The sequence below is a fragment of the Desulfocurvus thunnarius genome (assembly GCF_055390965.1).
Genome location: NZ_AP042411.1, coordinates 2,916,001 through 2,933,708, shown reverse-complemented (window position 1 = coordinate 2,933,708; position 17,708 = coordinate 2,916,001). Strand labels below are relative to the sequence as shown.

The following is a 17,708-nucleotide window of genomic DNA, read 5'->3' as shown; positions in this document are numbered from 1 at the left end:
GCGGGCGGCGGGCCCTCCGGCCCGGGGAGGGGTCAGCGCATGGCGGCGGGCAGCCACAGCAGAAGCTGCGGGAAGGCCACGCACAGCGCAAGCACCAGAAGTTGCAAGAGCACGAAGGGAATGATGCCCTTGTAGATGGCGCCCGTGGACACCCCGGGCGGGCACACGCCCTTGAGGTAGAACAACGAGAAACCGAAAGGCGGGGTCAGAAACGAGGTCTGGAGGTTCACGGCGAAGATCAGCGCCAGCCACACGGGGTCGAACCCGGCCTCGACGAGCAGCGGGGCCACCACGGGCACCTGGATGAAGGTGATCTCGATGAAGTCCAGGAAAAAGCCCATGACGAAGATGAGCGCCATGATGACCGCCAGCACGCCCCACTTGTCGAAGGGCAGCCCGGCGATGAAGTCGCGCACCATGTGGTCGCCGCCCAGGCCGCGGAAAACCAGCCCGAAGGCCGTGGCGCCGACCAGGATGATGAAGATCATGCTCGTCAGCCGCGCGGTGGATTCCGTGACCTCGCGGAGCATCTTGCGGCTCAGCTTGCCGTGGGCCGCGGCCAGGGCCAGGGCGCCCACGGCGCCCACCCCGGCGGCCTCGGTGGGCGAGGCCACCCCGGCGAAGATCGTGCCCAGCACGGCGATGATCAGCAGCAGCGGCGGGCCGAAAGCGGCCAGCAGGTGGCGGGCCGACGGGCCCTGCTGCGGCGCGCCGCAGGCGTCCGCCTCGCCGGAAAGCCCCGAAACCAGGGGCGCGCGGTCCGGGTGCAGCCGCGCGTAGACCAGGATGTAGGCGATGTACAGCCCGACCATCATGAAGCCCGGCACCAGCGCGCCGACGAACAGGTCGCCCACGGGCACGCCGATGATGTCGCCGAGCAGAATGAGCACGATGGACGGCGGAATGATCTGCCCCAGGGTGCCCGAAGCGGCGATGGTGCCCGTGGCCAGGGGGTGGGAATAGCCGCAGCGCAGCATGGCGGGCAGGGCCAGCAGGCCCATGGTCACCACCGTGGCGCCGACGATGCCCGTGGAGGCGCCGAGCAGCGCGCCCACGAGGACCACCGACACGGCCATGCCCCCGCGCACGCGCCCGAAGAGCAGGCCCATGGACTCGATGAGCCGCGTGGCGATGCCCGAGCGCTCCATGGCCATGCCCATGAAGATGAACAGCGGCACGGCGGTGAGCGTGAAGTTGCTCATCACGCCCCAGATGCGCAGGGGCAGAAGGTTGAAGAAATCCCACCCGAAACCGAGCACCCCGAAGAGGAGCGAGGTGCCGAGCAGCGTGAAGGCCACGGGGAAGCCCAGCAGGAGCAGGCCCGTGGCGGTGACGAAAAGCCATCCGGCCAGTGCGTGGTCCATGCTAGCGCCCCTTTCCCGGGGCCGGGCGGCCCATGACGATACGCACGTTGGCCACCAGGAACGACACGCCCTGCAAGGCCAGCAGCCCGAAGCCCACGGGAATGATCGCCTTGAGCAGCCAGCGCGCGGGCAGGCCGCCGGGGTCCGGCGAAATCTCGTGCATGGCCCAACTGAACTTCACGAAGGGGATGGCGGTCTCGATGACCAGCCAGCAGCCCGGGAAGAGAAACAGCAGGCAGCCCAGCACGTTAATCAGCGCGCGAGTGCGCGGGGAAAAACGCTGGTAGAGCACGTCCACGCGCACATGGTCGTCGTGGCGCAGGGCGTAGGCCCCGCCGAGCAGGAACAGGGCGGCGAACGCGTGCCATTCCAGTTCGCGCAGGGCGGTGTTGCTGTAGCTGAAGAAGTAGCGCAGGGCCACGTCGGCGGCGACCACCACCACCAGCAGCAGCGACAGCGCACGCGCCGCCGCCCCCACGGTGTCGGTGATCCTGTCGATGACCCGGGTCAGGGCATCCAACATGGGGCAGAATCCTTGTCTGACAATGCGCGCCGGGGCACGCGGCTCGAAGAAGCCAAATCGATTACCAGCCCGGCCCGGGAACCGCAATGGAAAAAGCGCCCGCCCGGGCCGCCGGGCCCGGGCGGGCGCAAACGCAGGCGCAAAAGGCGGCGGCCCGGAGCTACCTGCCCAGAGGCGGAGCGTTCCAGATGCGCTCGGCGTATTCGCGCACCGAGCGGTCGCTGGAGAACTTGCCCATGTTGGCCGTGTTGAGGATGGACGTGCGCGTCCAGGCGTCGGGGTCGTCGAAGAGCCGGTCCACCCGGCGCTGGGTGTCCACGTAGTCGCGGAAATCGGCCAGGAGCATGTACCAGTCGCCGTGTTCCAGCAGCGAATCCACCAGCGGGCGGAACAGGTGCGGGCTGCCGGGCAGAAAGGCCCCGGTGCCGATCATGTCCAGCACGCGGCGCAGTTCGGGGTCGCGGTCGTAGTATTCGCGGGGGTTGTAGCCGCCCCGGCGCATGGTTTCCACCTCGTGGGCCGTAAGCCCGAAGATGAAAATGTTCTGCGCGCCGACCTCCTCCATGATCTCCACGTTGGCGCCGTCCAGGGTGCCGATGGTCAGGGCGCCGTTCATGGCGAACTTCATATTGCCCGTGCCCGAGGCCTCCATGCCCGCCGTGGATATCTGCTCCGAGAGGTCGGCGGCCGGGATGATCTTCTCGGCCTGGGAGATGCAGTAGTTGGGCAGAAACGCCACGCGCAGCAGGCCCTGGACCCCGGGGTCGGAGTTCACCGTGTCGGCCACGGCGTTGATCAGCCGGATGATGAGCTTGGCCTGCTGGTAGCCGGGGGCGGCCTTGCCGCCGAAGAACACCGTGCGCGGAGTGTGGTGCGCCCCGGGGTCCTCGCGGATGCGGTTGTACTGCGCCACCACGTGCATGACGTTCAGAAACTGGCGTTTGTATTCGTGCATCCGCTTGACCTGCACGTCGAACATGGTCTTGGGGTTCACGCCCATGTTGACCTTGCGCAGCACGTAGCGCGCAAAGCGCTTCTTGTTGTCCAGCTTGGCCCGGGCCCAGCGCATGCGGAACTCGGAGTCCTCGGCCAGGGGCACCAGTTCGCGCAGGCGCTCCAGGTCCGTGACCCAGCCGGGGCCGATGGCCTCGGTGATGAGCGCCGACAAGGGCGGGTTGGCCTGGAGCAGCCAGCGCCGGGGCGTGACGCCGTTGGTCACGTTGGTCAGCTTGTCCGGCCAGTGGAGGTGGAAGTCGTTGAACAGGCCGTTCTTGAGGATTTCCGAATGCAGCGCGGCCACGCCGTTGACCGTGTGGCTGCCGACGATGGCCAGATTGGCCATGCGCACGGTGCGCACATGGCCCTCGCCGATGAGCGACATGCGCGCCAGACGCTCGCCGTCGCCCGGGAAGCGCGCGGCCACGTCGTCCAGGAAGCGGCGGTTGATCTCGTAGATGATTTCCAGGTGCCGGGGCAGCAGGCGGCCCAGCAGGTCCACCGGCCAGGTTTCCAGAGCCTCGGGCAGCACGGTGTGGTTGGTGTAGGCGAAGGTGCGGGTGCAGATGTCCCAGGCTTCGTCCCAGCCCAGGGCGTGCTCGTCGAGCAGCAGGCGCATCAGCTCGGGGATGGCGATGGCCGGGTGGGTGTCGTTGAGCTGCACGGCCACGTAGTCCGGGAAGCTGGCCATGGAGCCGTGCAGCTTCATGTGCCTGCGCATGATGTCCTGGAAGGTGGCGGCGACCATGAAATACTGCTGCTTGAGGCGCAGTTCGCGGCCCTGCTCCACCTTGTCGTTGGGATAGAGCACCTTGGTGATGTTCTCGCTGACGACCTTGCTTTCCATGGCGCCCATGTAGTCGCCGCGGTTGAAGTCCGTGAGGTCGAAGTCCTCGCTGGACTGGGCGGCCCACAGGCGCATGTTGGTCACGTGCTCGCCGTCGTAGCCGGGGATGAGGATGTCGCAGGGCATGGCCCGGACCCGCTGGGTGTCCACCCAGCGGCGGCGCATCAGGCCGCGCGCGTCCTCGTAGCTTTCGGTGCGGCCGTAGAAGTGCACGTCGTAGAGGTTCTCGCGGCGCACGATTTCCCACGGGCTGCCGTGGCGGCGCCAGTTGTCGCAGTGCTCCTCCTGCCAGCCGCCGACGATGGTCTGGTGGAAAATGCCATAGTCGTACATGATGCCGTAGCCGTAACCCGGGATGCGCAGGGTGGCCATGGAGTCCATGTAGCACGAGGCCAGCCGTCCCAGGCCGCCGTTGCCCAGGCCCGCGTCCCACTCCTGCTCCTCCAGGTCGTCCAGCGAGAACCCCAGGCTTTCGACCACCGGACGCGTGGCCTCGTCCATGCGCATGTTGACCAGGTAGTTCATGAGGAACCGCCCGGGCAGGAACTCCATGGACAGGTAGTACACGCGTTTGACCATGGCGTCGTAGTAGGCGCGCTGGGTCTCGATCCACAGGGAGATGAGCCGGTCGCGCACGCTGTAGGCCAGGCCCTGGAAGTAGCGGTACCTGTTCTTGGCCACGGGGTCGTTGCCCAGGCTGGAAACGATGTGCCGCTCGATGTCCTGGGCCAGGGTGTCCATGTTCTGGAAGCGTTCGAGCCGGGGGCGGGAATTCTTCTTTTCGGGCATGGCTGTCCTCATGCGCGGCGCGCGGCTGTTTACGGGGCTATTCCAGCAAACGTCCCAGGTCGGGGGTCTTTCGTCAAGCCCGATTCTCCCGGCGGCCCGCAGCCCTCTCCGCCCGGCCCGGGGCATTGTGCCAAACTGGACGCAATCCCCGCCACCCTTCCCTCCCGGTTCTTTTTGAGGCATCATCCCCCGGTTTTCCGGCTCGTCGCACCACGCCAACACCCCGCACGGAGGGCGCATGAACATCGGCCAATATACCTTCGAGGAATTCAAGGAAATCGCGCGCAAATTCCACGGCTACCCGGCCCCGGGCCTGCTCATCGGCGGCTACATGGTCGAGGAGGCCAAAAGCCGCCTGCCCGAGGGCATCCTTTTCGAGGCGCTGGTGGAAAGCGGCAAATGCCTGCCCGACGCCGTGCAGCTCCTGACCCTGTGCTCCACGGGCAACAACTGGATGAAGGTCGAAAACCTGGGCCGCTACGCCGTGTCGCTCTACGACAAGCACACCGGCGAGGGCTGGCGCGTGGCCGTGGACCCGGCCAGGCTCGACGCATGGCCGGAAATCCGGAACTGGTTCATGAAGCTCAAGCCCAAGCGCGAGCAGGACACCGAGCGCCTGTTCGCCGAAATCGAGGCCGCCGGGCCGGGCATCTGCTCCGTGGCGCCCGTGACCGTGGCGTCCAAATACCTGGGTCACGGGCACATGAGTTCCATCCTGGTCTGCCCCGTGTGCCGCGAAGCCTACCCGGGCACCGACGGGGCCATCTGCCGCGCCTGCCAGGGTGAAACGCCCTACGCGCACCAGGGTTCCGCCGAGGCCCAGGCCGCGCCCCGGCCCGCCGGAGGCCCGGCGCTGACCGTGGTTTCCACCGAGCAGGCCGTGGGCAACCGCGCCCTGCACGACATGACCCAGGTCATCCCCGGGCAGACCAAGGACGCCGCCTTCCACGCCGGGCAGGAGCTTTCGGCGGGCGACGTCTGCCGCCTGCAGCAGATGGGCCGCTTTCACGTCTACGTGGAGAGCGAGCACCCGGGGGACGAATGGGTCCATGAAAACGAGGCCGTGGAGGCCTTTGCCAAGCGCATGGCCGGGCCGGGCGTGACCTATTCCCTGCCCCCGCGCGAGGGCAAGATCACCTTCCGCGCCGAGGCCACCGGCCTGCTGGACATCGACCTCGACACGCTGCTGCGCTTCAACATGGCCCCGGACGTGATGTGCGCCACGCGCAAGTCGGGCATGGTCGTCGAGGGCGGCAAGGATCTGGCTGGCACCCGGGCCGTGCCGCTGTACATCTCGCGCGAAAGCTACAGCCGCGCCCTGGCCGCCCTGGGCACCGGGCCGCTTTTGTCCGTGCTGCCCCTGCGCAAGGCGCGCGTGGGCGTGCTGGTCACGGGCACCGAGGTCTTCAAGGGCCTCATCCAGGACAAGTTCGTGCCCATCGTGACCAACAAGGTCGAGGCTCTGGGCAGCGAAATCATCGCCAGCCGCATCGCCCCCGACGACCGCGAAACCATCGCCGCCAACGTGCGCGAGCTGCTGGACCTTGGCGCGGACCTCATCGTGACCACGGCGGGCATGAGCGTGGACCCCGACGACGTGACCCGCCCGGCACTGGAGGACTGCGGCCTGGAGGACGCCCTGTACGGCATGCCCGTACTGCCCGGGACCATGACCCTGGTCGGCACCATCGGCAAGACGCAGGTGCTGGGCGTTCCGGCGTGCGCGCTGTTCTTCAAGACCACGGGCTTCGACCTGCTGCTGCCGCGCCTGCTGGCGGGCAAGCGCCTGACGCGCGGCGACCTCGCGCGCCTGGGCGAGGGCGGCTTCTGCCTGCAATGCAACAACTGCACCTTCCCCAAGTGTCCCTTCGGGAAGTAGCGCCCTCGCTGCACCGGCCCGGGCGCGCGGGCACCGCCCCGCGCCCGGGCCCGGGAACCTCCGGCGGAACATGGCCCGGCCCCGGGAAACCCCGGGCTTGACGGACCGTGCATTGAAATTATAAAGACATGCACCCGCGTCCGGCCCCCATGCCCGGTGCGGGTGCTTCGCACACCGCAATTGGAGGCCCCATGCCGAAGGAAGACGCCATCGAAGTCCAGGGCACCGTCGAGGAAGCCCTGCCCAACGCCACGTTCCGCGTGCTGCTGGACAACGGCCACGAGGTTCTGGCCCATATCTCGGGCAAGATGCGCAAGTTCCGCATCCGCGTGCTGCCCGGTGACAAGGTCACCGTGGAACTCTCGCCCTACGACCTGACCCGCGGGCGCATCACCTACCGCCCCCGCTAGGAATTCCATAGCCCAGACGACGCCAGGGCGGCCTCCCACCGGGAGGGCCGCCCTTTTTGCCGTGGAGCGCGGGGCCCGGCCCCACGGCCCGTGGCGCCCGCCGGAAACCGCCCCCCGCCTGCCTTCACGTCGTTAAAATTTCACTGGACCTTCACCGCCGATGGTTTCATTGTCCTTGGCTGAAGCGTTCCGTCATTCTTTTTCAGACTGTTTTGATAGGATAAAAAGCAACATCGATATTCCGCACCGCGTGCGCCTCCTCCCCCTTCAAACGACAAGGTGAATCCCGTGTCCAAACTATCCATCCGCATCAAACTCATGCTCCTGCTCGCCGTGGCCGCCTGCGCCACGGCCCTGGTTTTCGCCGTCAGCATCTCCGCCACCGCGCGCATCGCCACCGTGGGCGCCGAACAATCCGAGCAGATCATGCTCGCCGGTGAAAAGCAGAAAATCAAGACCGCCACCGACAACATGGCCCTGGCCCTGGCCGGGCTGCTCAGGAACGTGGACGACGAGGCCGAACGCGTGGACATCATGCGCCGCGCCGTGGCCGACGTGTTCTTCGAGCAGGACCGCTCGGGCTACTTCTACATCTACACCGGCACCGTGAGCGTGGTCCATCCCGTGAACCCCAGCCTGCCCGGCAAGGACCTGGGCGGCCTCAAGGGCTCCGACGGCGTGTACTCCGTGCGCGAACTGGCCCGCGCGGCAGCCTCGGGCGGCGGCTACGTGACCTTCGAATGGGACAAGCCCGGCAAGGGCCCCATGCCCAAGATCGGCTACGCCACGAACATCCCCGGCACCGGATACTGGATCGGCACCGGCGTCTACATCGATCTGGTCAACGAGGAGACCGCGCGCATCGCCGCGCGGATGCGGGACATGAGCATCAAAACGCGACTGGTCGAGGGCGGCATCTTCCTGGGCCTGTTCCTGCTGGTGCTGCTGCCCCTGGGTCTCGTGGTCGCCCGGGGCATCGTCGGGCCCATCCGCGCCACCACCGAGGCCGCCCGGCGCATTGCCGAAGGCGACCTGGACGTGCGCCTGAACCCCACGGGCAGCGACGAGGCCAGCCAGTTGCAGCGCTCCCTGGAAACCATGTCCCGCTCCCTGCGCGAAACCATGGACAGCCTGACCGAGAAGGAGCGCGAGGCCCAGCGCAAGGCCGAAGAGGCCGGGGCCGCCATGCGCGAGGCCAAGGAGGCCGAGAGCCTTTCGCACGCCAAGTCCGAAGAGATGGCCCGTGCCGCCGAACGCCTGGAGGACATCGCCGGAGGCGTCAGCGGCGCCTCCCAGGAGCTGGCCGTGCAGATCGGGCAATCCAGCAGGGGCGCCCGCGTCCAGGCCGAGCGCGTGGCCGAGACCGCCACGGCCATGGAGGAAATGAACGCCACGGTGCTGGAAGTGGCCCGCAACGCGGCCAACGCTTCGGCCTCGGCCGACGCGGCCCGCGCACGGGCCGAGGAAGGTCGGCGCGTGGTCGCCCAGGCCGTTTCGGGCATCGAGGCCGTGGCCCGGCAATCCCAGGACATCAAAGCCGACATGGGCCGCCTGGGCACGCGCGCCGAATCCATCGGCCAGATTCTCAACGTCATCAGCGACATTGCGGACCAGACCAACCTGCTGGCGCTGAACGCCGCCATCGAGGCCGCCCGCGCGGGCGACGCCGGGCGCGGCTTCGCCGTGGTCGCCGACGAGGTGCGCAAGCTGGCCGAGAAGACCATGAACGCCACCAACGAGGTCGGCCAGGCCATCCACGGCGTCCAGGACGACACCCGCCGGAACATCGGGAACGTGGAGCAGTCCGTACGGGCCATCGCGGAAGTCACGGGCCTGGCCACCCAGTCGGGCGAATCCCTGCGCGAGATCGTGGCCATGGTCGAGGCCACCACCGATCAGGTGCGGGCCATCGCCGCCGCCGCCGAGGAACAGTCCGCCGCCAGCGAACAGATCAGCCGCAGCGTGGACGAGATCAACCGCATCTCCACCGAAACGGCGGAGGCCATGGACAGCTCCTCCGACGCCGTCACCAGTCTGGCCGACCAGACCACGCGCCTCAAAGACCTCATCGAGCAACTGACCGCCTCGGTCTAACCCCGAGGGCACAGGGTCAAAAAGAACGCGGCCGGGGCAAGCCCCGGCCGCGTTTCGCGTTCATTTGGCACCGCCACGCGGCGGCGCGCTCAGCCCGCGCGCTCAAGCCAGGCGCGCACGTCCTCGAGCTGCCGGGCCACGGCTTCGGGGCCGGTGCCGCCGTCGGCCTGCCGCCGGGCCACCGCCGTCTCGTAGCGCAGGGCCTCGAAGGCGCCCTCGTCGATGAGCGGGGAAAAGCCCTGCAACTCCGCGAGGCTCATGTCCTCCAGGCGGATGCCCTTGGCCTCGGCATAGCCCACGCAGGCGCCCGTGACGTGGTGCGCCTCGCGGAAGGGCAGGCCCTTGCCGACCAGATAATCCGCCAGCTCCGTGGCGTTCAGGAACCCCTGGGACAGCGCCTCGCGCATGGGCCCGGGGTTGAAGCGCATGGCCGCCAGCATGTCGGCCATGATGGACAGGGAGGCGCTCACCGTGCGATCGGCGTCGAAGAACGGCTCCTTGTCCTCCTGCATGTCGCGGTTGTAGGTCAGGGGCAGGCCCTTGACCAGGGTCAGCAGCGCCGTCAGCGCGCCGTAGACCCGCCCGGTCTTGCCGCGCATGATCTCGCACACGTCGGGGTTCTTCTTCTGGGGCATGATGGACGAGCCCGTGCTGTAGGCGTCGGGCAGGGTCACGAACCCGAAGCGCGGGTTGGCCCAGAGGATCAGCTCCTCGCACAGCCGCGACAGGTGCGCCATGCACAGCGACGCCGTGAACACGGCCTCGATGACGAAATCGCGGTCGCTCACGGCGTCCATGCTGTTGGCGAACACTCCGGCCATGCCCAGCTCGTCGGCCACGGCCCGGGGGTCCAGCGGGTAGGTCGTGCCCGCCAGGGCCGCGGCGCCCAGGGGGCATACGTCGGCTCGGCCCAGGCAATCCCCGGCGCGGGCGTGGTCGCGCATGAACATCTGGGCGTAGGCCAGCAGGTGCTGCGCCAGGGACACGGGCTGCGCGGGCTGGAAGTGCGTGCAGCCGGGCAGCAGCGTCTCGCGGTGCTCCCCGGCCCGCTCGGCGAGCACGGCCACCAGCCGCGCCGCCAGCCCGCGCCAGTGCGCAAGGCGCGCCTTGACGTGCAGGCGGAAATCCAGGGCCACCTGATCGTTGCGGCTGCGCCCGGTGTGCAGCTTGCCGCCCAGGGGGCCGATGAGTTCCGTCAGCCGCGCCTCGACGTTCATATGCACGTCTTCACGCTCGCGGCGCCAGACGAATTCCCCGCGCACGATCTCGCCGAGCACGCGCTCCAGCCCCGCCACGATGGCCTCGGCCTCCTCGGCCGTCAGCACGCCCTGGCGGGCCAGCATCCGCGCGTGGGCCTGCGATCCGCGCACGTCCACCTCGGCCAGCACGCGGTCGAAGCTCTGCGACTCGGTGTACTCCTCCACGCTGGCGGCGGTGCCTTCGGCGAAGCGCCCGCCCCACAGTTTGCCGTCGGCCATGGCTACTTGCCCCTGGTGCTGAAGCCGCGCAGGCGCAGGCCCTGGAGGGTGATGAACCCGGCGGCGTCGGCCTGGTTGTAGACCTGATCGGTCTCGAAGGTCGCCAGGTCGTGGCTGTAGAGCGAATACGGCGACTTGCGGCCCTGGGGCAGCACGTTGCCCTTGTAGAGCTTCACGCGCACGGTACCCGTCACGCGCCGCTGGGTCTGGTCCACCAGCGCCTGGAGCGCCTCGCGCTCGGGGGCGAACCAGAAGCCGTTGTAGACCATTTCGGAGTAGCGCACGGCCAGCGAATCGCGCAGGTGCATGGCCTCGCGGTCCATGGTGATGCCTTCCAGGTCGCGCCGCGCGGTGAACAGGATGGTGCCGCCCGGGGTCTCGTACACCCCGCGCGCCTTCATGCCCACGAAGCGGTTTTCGACCATGTCCACCCGGCCCACGCCGTGGCGCCCGCCCAGTTCGTTCAGCCGGTGCATGAGCGCCGCCGGGCTCAGGGCCTCGCCGTTCACGGCGACGGGGTCGCCCTGCTCGAAGTCGATGACCACTTCCTCGGCCTTGTCCGGGGCCTGCTCCACGGGCACGCTCATGGCGTAGGACAATTCGCCCGGGGCGTTCCACGGGTCTTCCAGCTCGCCGCCCTCGAAGCTGCAATGCATCAGGTTCCGGTCGCAACTGTAGGGCTTGGCGTGGGACATGGGCATGTCGATGCCGTTGGCCGCCGCATAGGCCAGACAGTCCGAACGGGAGGTCAGGTCCCACTCGCGCCAGGGGGCGATGGTCACCAGCTTGGGGTCCAGGGCGGCGGCGGCCAGCTCGAAGCGGACCTGATCGTTGCCCTTGCCCGTGGCGCCGTGGGCGATGGCCTGACAGTTCTCGGCGTGGGCGATGTCCACCAGCCGCTTGGCGATGAGCGGACGCGCGATGGACGTGCCCAGCAGGTAGCGGCCTTCGTAGACCGCCGCCGCGCGCATCATGGGGAAGATGAAGTCCCGGGCGAACTCCTCCTGGAGGTCCTCCACGTAGGCCTTGACCGCGCCCGTGCGCAGGGCCTTGGCCTCGATGCCGTCCAGTTCCTCGCCCTGGCCCAGGTCCGCCGTGAGCGTGACCACCTCGCACTTGTAGGTGTTCTTCAGCCAGGCCAGGATCACCGACGTGTCCAGCCCGCCGGAATACGCCAGAACGACCTTCTTGATGTCCTTCATGCTACTTCCCCGTCTCGCCCTGTTCGGCGGTGAAAATCCATTCCATGATCGCCTTCTGCATGTGCAGCCGGTTCTCGGCCTGATCGAAAATGATGGAGCGCGGGCCGTCGAGCACCTCGGCGCTGACCTCCTCGCCCCGGTGGGCGGGCAGGCAGTGCATGACCCACACCTGCGGCGCGGCCACGGCCAGCAGCGCCGCGTCCACCTGATAGTCCGCAAAGGCCCGCTCGCGGCGCTTCTGCTCCTGCTCCTGGCCCATGGAGGCCCACACGTCGGTGTTGATGTAGTGCGCGCCCTCGCAGGCTTCGCGCGGGTCGCGCGTCAGCACCAGCCGGGCCCCGCGCGCCCGGGCCGCGTCCAGCACCGCCGGGTCGGGGTCGTAGCCCTCGGGGCAGGCCAGGCGCAGCTCGAAGCCGAACAGCGCCGCCGCGTTGAGGAAGGAGTGGGCCATGTTGTTGCCGTCGCCGACCCAGGCCACGCGCAGCGCGCCCAGGTCCGGCGTGCGCTCGTACATGGTCAGCATGTCGCTCATCACCTGGCAGGGGTGATACAGGTCCGACAGGGCGTTGATGACCGGAATGCTCGCGTGGCGCGCCAGTTCCTCCAGCTTGTGCTGGCCGAAGGTACGCACCACCAGCCCCCGGGCGTAGCGCGAGAGCACCCGCGCGGTGTCCGCCAGGGGTTCGCTGCGCCCGAGTTGCGATTCGGCGGGCGTCATCAGCAGCGAATCGCCGCCGAGCTGGCGCACCCCGACCTCGAAGCTGACCCGCGTGCGCGTGGAGGCCTTCTCGAAGATCAGGATCACCGTTTCGCCGCGCAGCAGGTCGCCCCGGTGGCGCGTGCGTTTCATTTCGTCCGCCCGGCGCACCAGCGCCCAGGCGGTGTCCGTATCCAGGTCCAGGATGCTCAGGAAATGCTTGGCCATGGCTCGTTCCTCGTGTCAGGTCTCGCCCCCCGCGCTGCGGAGGAAACGGTCAGTTAACCCCAGCCCCCGCCGTTTGTAAACCCCCGCGCCGGGGCCGGGCCCGGCACCGCTCCGCCATTCTCCGCCGTCACCCGTGGCCGCAACGCCTCCAGCAATCCGGGCCGGGCTCCCCGGTGGGGAGCCCGGCCCGTTTCCGGCGCGGCGGCTGCCCGCGCCATGGCGTTTGGAGCGATGCTACCAGATGCGCCAGGTCAGGCCCATGGTGGCGGTCATATCCGCCAGGGAGTCGTCGTCGCAGCCCAGGGCCACGCCCAGGCGCGAGGAGACGCTCAGGCGCTCGGTGAGCTGCCAGCTCGCGCCCACGCCCACGTCGGCCCAGTCCCGGTCCGCATTGGAGCCCTCGAAGTCGAAGGCTCCCAGGCCGAGCACCGTGCCGCTCATGGCCCCGGAGGAGCCCTCGAAACGGTGGTTCCAGGCGCCCCAGGTCCAGGCCGTGACCTTTTCGGTCAGGGCCCAGCCCAGTTGCAGGCCCAGGCGCGCGGTGTTCGAGTCCTCGTCGCGGGAGTCGTAGCTGGCCGGGAAGGGGCCGTCGGTTTCGTCGTAGCCCTGCATATGCACGGTCTGCCACGCGTATTCCACGAATGGCGTCAGGGCCAGGCTCTCGGTCAGCTCGCGGCTCCACTGGGCCCGGGCCATGACGCCGAACAGCTCGGCGTCGGTGCTGCCCGTGGAGCTGGCGCTGCCCGCGCCGTTCATGTAGCCGCGCTCCAGGCGCAGGTCCGCGCTCTGCCACAGGGCGCTCAGGCTGAAGTCCAGCCCCGTGCCCGCCGGGGCCCAGCCCACGAAGACACCGGGGCCCAGAGTGTCGATTTCCTGGGAGCCGTCGTAACTCGTCTCCAGGTCGCGCGCGTTGGCGAACACGCCGCCGCCCACGCGCCAGTCGTTGCCCAGGTCCCAGGTCAGGCCCAGGCCGCCGCGCAGGCCGAAGTCGTCGCCGTCCAGCTCGCTGTTGGCGGACACGGCCCCGGAAATCCAGGCGTCCAGCCGCCCCGCGTAGCCCTCGCCGCTGGCCAGGCCCGCCGCGCCGCCCCCGCCCAGCGAGGACACTCCGCCCAGCACGCCCATGGACGCCATGCCCAGCCCGGAAACCGCCGGGCCCACCCCGGTCATGCCGCCCAGGGACTGGTGCAGGGCTGCAGGGGTGATCAGCCCGCCCAGGCGGGCGATGTAGGCCTCCTCGTTTCCGGAGCCGACACCCACGCCCACGATGGTCCGTCCGTCCGCGCTGACGGCGTTGGCCGTCCTGAGCCTCCAGCCGTCCATATCCACGCCGGAGTCTTCCAGCCAGTCATTGAGTGACACCATGCCGTCGGCTTCGGTCCAGAAGAACGCCTCGTCGCCGTTTGCGGACGCGGCCCCACCGACGATAACGGAGCCGTCGGGGGTGATGGCTGCGGCGTAGGAATTGAAGAGCCCGCCGGGCAGGTCACCCAGGCCGACCATACCGCCCGCCTGGGTCCAGCGGAACGCCTCCAGGCCCTGGGCGGAAAAGCTTCTGCCCACCACCACGGAGCCGTCTGCGGAAACGCCGGAGGCAAGGGAGTAGAACGAGCCGCCGGGCAAATCGCCCAGCCCGGTCATCCCGCCCGCCTGAGTCCAACGGAACGCCTCGTCGCCGCTTGCGGACACGCTCCCGCCGACGATGACGGAACCGTCAGAGGAAACGGCAGTGGCGGAGGAAGAGAAGATTCCGCCGGGCAGATCGCCCAGCCCGGTCATCCCGCCCGCCTGGGTCCAACGGAAGGCCTCGTCGCCGTTTGCGGACACGGCCGAACCGATGATGACGGAACCATCGGAGGAGACGGCAGTGGCGAAGGAAGAGAAGGCTCCGCCGGGCAGGTCGCCCAGGCCGGCCATCCCGCCCGCCTGGGTCCAGCGGAAGGCCTGTATCCCGGACACGGAAGAAGACATACCCACCACCACCGAGCCGTCTGCGGAAACACCCGCGGAGTGAGAGTAGAAGATTCCGCCGGGCAGGTCGCCCAGGCCGACCATCCCGCCCGCCTCGGTCCAACGGAACGCCTGCGTCCCGGACGCGGAAGTAGTCACGCCCACCACCACCGAACCGTCTGCGGAAACCCCGGAGGCGATGGACTGCGGGGCTCCGCCGCCCAAAGTGCCCGGGCCGGTCAGCGAACCGGCCCGGGCCGGAGGCGGAACAAAGCCGCAAAACAGCCCGGACAACAGCAGAAAAACAAGGACCCGAAAACGTACCCCTCGAATGAAACGCGGCGACACAGGAACCATGAACACACTCCTTGCATAGTAATGGTTGCACTCCTATGCGTTTTTATCCCGCCGGGCGGCTCCTGTCTGTCCGGGAAACCACGTACATGGCCGCCTTTGGCTGCGGAGCGTTGTTGCGCGTGCACCGCTGGCCTTATATAAAGAGGCGCGGTCGGCGCCCTGCGAGCCGCGTCCGTTCCGAATTGAAACGCCGGAAAGGCCCCACCAAACAATGCAAAAAACCGCGATTCCCCGCCCGCCCGCCCCATGTGCAGTCGCGGCGGCCCTGGCCCTGGCCGCCCTGCTGGCCCTGGCCGGATGCGCGCACGACACGACCTTCGGCCCGCACGCGCAGCGCGGAGTTCTCGACCTGCGGGCCTACGACCCCGCCGCAAGCGGCCCGGCCCACCTCGACGGGCAATGGGAATTCCACTGGGGCCGCCTGCTGGAGCCGCAGGACTTCGCACCCGGCGCCGGGGCCCCGGAGCCCACGGGCTATTTCGCCATGCCCGGGACATGGAAAGGACTTGTCGTGAATGGGGAAAAACTCGGCGGCACCGGACTGGCGACCTTCCGCCTGCGGGTCAGGCTCTGGCCGGACGCCCGGCGGCTGACCCTGCGCCTGTACGACATTCCCGTGGCCTACCGGCTGTGGGCCGACGGCGCCCCGGTGGCCCACAGCGGCACCCTGGGCACCGACGCCGCGACCGAACGCCCGGGCCGATCGCTGGTCCTGGCCGAGGTGGAACCCCGGGGCGACGAGATGGAGCTGGTGCTCCAGGTGTCCAACCACTATTTCCGCGCCGGGGGCGTGCCCGACGGCATCCAGATCGCCCCGCCCGGCCCCCTGGAAGCCGCCCGCGACCGGCAATGGGCCATATCCTTCCTCTTCGCCGGCTGCCTCTTCATCGCCGCAATGTACCACCTGGCCTTGTTCCGATTGGCCAAAACGCTACCCTCGACCCTGCATTTCGGCATCTACTGCCTGTTCACCTTCGGCTACTGCATGACCTCCAAAACCTCGCTGTGGGGCGCGAGCCTGTTCCTGCCGCCCCTGCCGCCCCTGCTGGGGGAATACCTGCCCCTGTTCTGCTTCGTGGCCTGGGGGCCCTTTCTCAACCGCTTCTACCTTTCCCTGTACCCCGAGGAATTCCATAAGATAACGCGCCACATTTCGGACGCGCGGCTGGCGGGGTACGTCCTGCTGCTGCTCTTCGCGGCGCCCGTGCGCTCCTCGCAATACATCCTCCTGGCCATGGTCACGGGCATGGGCCTGGGCATCTACTATCTCCAACGGCTCATCGTCTGCGTGCGGCGCGGACGCGACGGGGCCTGGCTGATGCTGGCCGGGACCACCGTCTTTCTCATCTCGGCCATAAGCGACGCCCTGAGCCACGCCCGCGTCATCAACGTCGCCTACCTCATCGAGCCGGGGATGTTCTTTTTCGTCGTCACCCAGGCCCTGACCCTGGCCAGGCGCTTCACCCTCGCCTTCGAGGCAGTGGAAACCCTCTCCGACGAGTTGGAGCAAAAAAACGTCTCCCTGCGGGCCGAAATAGAGGAACGCAACAGGCTGGAACGGGAGGTGGTCCACATCAGCGAAGAGGAGCGCCGCCGCATCAGCCACGAACTGCACGACGGCCTGTGCCAGAAGCTCACCGGGGCGCGGCTGCGCGCAGCCATCCTGAACAGGCGGCTGGCCGACACGGGCGACGGCGCGGCCATGGCCGACCTGCGCGAACTGCTGGACGCCTCGGCCGACGACGCCTACCGCACCTCGCGCGGGCTCTGGCCCGTGGAGCACGACCCCTCGGCCCCCGGGCCTTCGCTGGACGACCTCGCCCAACGCATCGCCAAGGACACGGGCATCGCCGTGCGCTTCGAGCGCCAGCTCGGCTGCGGGCAGTGCGCCAACCCCAACGTGACCACGCTCTATCGCATCGCCCAGGAGGCCCTGGCCAACGCGGCCAAGCACGCCCGGGCCAGTGAAATCCGCGTGGAACTGCGCTGCCCCGTGGCGGGCGGCGTCCAACTCGCGGTGCGCGACGACGGCATCGGCCGGGAAGCCGCCCAGCGCGGGAAAGACGAAACGGCGGGCCCGGGCGAGGGGCTGGGGCTGGGCATAATGGCCCACCGCGCCGCGATCATCCAGGCCGAGCTGCGCATCGAGGACGCCCCCGGCGGCGGCACAGTCGTCACCTGCGTGGCGCCCTGCGCCCTGGCCCGGGATGCCGCGCCCGCAAAGGAGGAAACCCGCCATGACGCCTGACCCCACCGCGGCCCACGTGCTGCTCATCGACGACCACCCCGCCGTGCGCCAGGGGTTGCGCCTGCTGCTCGAATCGCGCGGGCACCGGCCCGGAGCCGAGGCGGCCACGCGCGCCGAAGCCCTGGCCGCCCTGGAAACCGCCCGCTTCGACCTCGCCCTGCTCGACCTCTCCCTGGAAGACGGCAGTGGCCTGGACCTGCTGGCCGATCTCGACGAACGCGCCGTTCCCGTGCTGGTCTATTCCATGCACGAGGATGTGGCGACCATCCACCGCGCCCTGCGTTGCGGGGCCAACGGCTACGTCACCAAACGCGAGGAACCGGAAGTGCTGTTGGAGGGCGTCGAGGCGCTCATGCGCGGCGAGGGCTTCGTCAGCCCCCGCGCCGGGCAGGCCCTGGCCGAAAAGAGCGGCATGACGGGCACCGACCCGCTGGCCCTGCTCAGCGACCGCGAACGGAGCATTTTCTCGGCCATGGCGCGCGGCGCCGCCAATGCGGAAATCGCCGCCCGGCTGGGCATCAGCCCGCGCACGGTGGAGACCTATCTGGCAAGAATGGTCAAGAAGCTGGAGATGGAAAACATCCGCGCCCTGCGGAAGTTCATCATCGCCGGTGGCCGGTAGGGCGGCAAGACGACAGGGGCAAGC

Annotated in this window: 12 protein-coding genes; 5 read left to right on the top strand and 7 right to left on the bottom strand. The window is 68.8% G+C overall.

Annotation, left to right across the window (positions count from 1 at the left end; translation table 11 throughout):
- Positions 1-32 precede the first annotated feature (32 nt).
- From ACZ5KV_RS12840 to ACZ5KV_RS12830, 3 genes are all read right to left on the bottom strand, one after another.
- A complete protein-coding gene (locus tag ACZ5KV_RS12840) occupies positions 33-1,364 on the bottom strand; it encodes a TRAP transporter large permease (protein ID WP_464239703.1) in 1,332 nt (443 codons plus the stop codon).
- A gap of 1 nt (position 1,365) precedes the next feature.
- Positions 1,366-1,887, bottom strand: a complete 522-nt coding sequence (locus ACZ5KV_RS12835) for a TRAP transporter small permease subunit (RefSeq protein ID WP_464239702.1) — start codon at positions 1,885-1,887, stop codon at positions 1,366-1,368.
- 160 nt (positions 1,888-2,047) lie between these two features.
- Positions 2,048-4,519: a glycogen/starch/alpha-glucan phosphorylase gene (locus tag ACZ5KV_RS12830; RefSeq protein ID WP_464239701.1), complete on the bottom strand. Its 2,472-nt coding sequence runs from the start codon at positions 4,517-4,519 to the stop codon at positions 2,048-2,050.
- Between the two features lie 238 nt (positions 4,520-4,757).
- Here ACZ5KV_RS12830 and ACZ5KV_RS12825 point away from each other — a divergent pair, with 238 nt between their 5' ends.
- The 3 genes from ACZ5KV_RS12825 (at position 4,758) to ACZ5KV_RS12815 (ending at position 8,902) form a co-directional block, all read left to right on the top strand.
- On the top strand, positions 4,758-6,398 hold the full coding sequence (locus tag ACZ5KV_RS12825; protein WP_464239700.1) for an FmdE family protein: 1,641 nt from the start codon (positions 4,758-4,760) through the stop codon (positions 6,396-6,398).
- A gap of 191 nt (positions 6,399-6,589) precedes the next feature.
- The gene (gene infA, locus ACZ5KV_RS12820; RefSeq protein ID WP_291500413.1) at positions 6,590-6,808 is read left to right on the top strand and encodes a translation initiation factor IF-1; all 219 of its coding nucleotides are present in this window, start codon (positions 6,590-6,592) and stop codon (positions 6,806-6,808) included.
- A gap of 288 nt (positions 6,809-7,096) precedes the next feature.
- On the top strand, positions 7,097-8,902 hold the full coding sequence (locus ACZ5KV_RS12815) for a methyl-accepting chemotaxis protein (RefSeq protein WP_464239699.1): 1,806 nt from the start codon (positions 7,097-7,099) through the stop codon (positions 8,900-8,902).
- A gap of 89 nt (positions 8,903-8,991) precedes the next feature.
- On the opposite strand, the gene argH is transcribed toward ACZ5KV_RS12815, so the two are convergent.
- The 4 genes from argH to ACZ5KV_RS12795 all read right to left on the bottom strand — a co-directional run bounded on the left by argH (position 8,992) and on the right by ACZ5KV_RS12795 (position 14,616).
- Complete coding sequence (argH, locus tag ACZ5KV_RS12810) at positions 8,992-10,380, bottom strand: argininosuccinate lyase (RefSeq protein ID WP_464239698.1); 1,389 nt, start codon at positions 10,378-10,380, stop codon at positions 8,992-8,994.
- 2 nt (positions 10,381-10,382) lie between these two features.
- Positions 10,383-11,582 carry an argininosuccinate synthase gene (locus ACZ5KV_RS12805; RefSeq protein WP_464239697.1) on the bottom strand — a complete coding sequence of 400 codons (1,200 nt, stop codon included), beginning with the start codon at positions 11,580-11,582 and terminating at the stop codon, positions 10,383-10,385.
- A 1-nt stretch (position 11,583) separates the two neighbouring features.
- Positions 11,584-12,507, bottom strand: a complete 924-nt coding sequence (gene argF, locus ACZ5KV_RS12800) for an ornithine carbamoyltransferase (RefSeq protein WP_464239696.1) — start codon at positions 12,505-12,507, stop codon at positions 11,584-11,586.
- A 234-nt stretch (positions 12,508-12,741) separates the two neighbouring features.
- The gene (locus ACZ5KV_RS12795; protein ID WP_464239695.1) at positions 12,742-14,616 is read right to left on the bottom strand and encodes an autotransporter domain-containing protein; all 1,875 of its coding nucleotides are present in this window, start codon (positions 14,614-14,616) and stop codon (positions 12,742-12,744) included.
- 409 nt (positions 14,617-15,025) lie between these two features.
- Between ACZ5KV_RS12795 and ACZ5KV_RS12790 the strand changes: the two genes are divergently transcribed.
- Both ACZ5KV_RS12790 and ACZ5KV_RS12785 read left to right on the top strand, forming a co-directional pair.
- A complete protein-coding gene (locus ACZ5KV_RS12790; protein ID WP_464239694.1) occupies positions 15,026-17,062 on the top strand; it encodes a sensor histidine kinase in 2,037 nt (678 codons plus the stop codon).
- The gene (locus ACZ5KV_RS12785) at positions 17,052-17,684 is read left to right on the top strand and encodes a response regulator transcription factor (protein ID WP_464239693.1); all 633 of its coding nucleotides are present in this window, start codon (positions 17,052-17,054) and stop codon (positions 17,682-17,684) included. The genes ACZ5KV_RS12790 and ACZ5KV_RS12785 overlap by 11 nt, the downstream gene beginning before the upstream one ends.
- Positions 17,685-17,708 lie beyond the last annotated feature (24 nt).